The 547-nt window shown below is 70.6% G+C and carries 1 pseudogene; it reads right to left on the reverse strand.

The features are described 5' to 3' along the window. A pseudogene (locus A5622_RS12670) lies at positions 1–533 on the reverse strand (hypothetical protein); the annotation flags it as partial. Positions 534–547 lie beyond the last annotated feature (14 nt).

A 547-nucleotide genomic window follows, 5' to 3' on the forward strand; every position in this document is an offset into this window, starting at 1 on the left:
ACCCACTCGCCGCGATGCCGAAAACCCGACGCGGTCGAACCGGTGTCCACGGGCACCACCGCGCCCCGTTGCGGCGCAACGCCTTTGGACCTGGCGGTGTAGGCGGCGCGCAAATCGGTCTGGTCCGGCAGCGGTCCATTGGTCAGCTGGCCCCAGGCGGCGGAGACGGTCGGAAAATATCCCAGCCACGCGTTGATGGTCAGGCCCGCGCTCAACAGGCAGAACGATGCCGCGAACACGCACACATTGCGTCGCCACCACCCGGCGCGGCGCCAGCTGGCGACTGCGACCGCGACGGCCGAGCCCGCCAACGTGGTCCACAGCCACATTTGCCATGGCGGCGGTTCGCTGGCCAGCCCGAGGGTGCTGTAGTACCAGTGCGTCGCGGCGCCGGTGACAGCGCCGACCGCCGCGACCAGCGGGACCAGACCGATTTGCGCGCCGCCTACACCGCCAGGTCCAAAGGCGTTGCGCCGCAACGGGGCGCGGTGGTGCCCGTGGACACCGGTTCGACCGCGTCGGGTTTTCGGCATCGCGGCGAGTGGGT

The organism is Mycobacterium sp. 1245801.1 (genome assembly GCF_001673055.1).
In the GTDB taxonomy this organism is placed as follows: domain Bacteria; phylum Actinomycetota; class Actinomycetes; order Mycobacteriales; family Mycobacteriaceae; genus Mycobacterium; species Mycobacterium europaeum_A.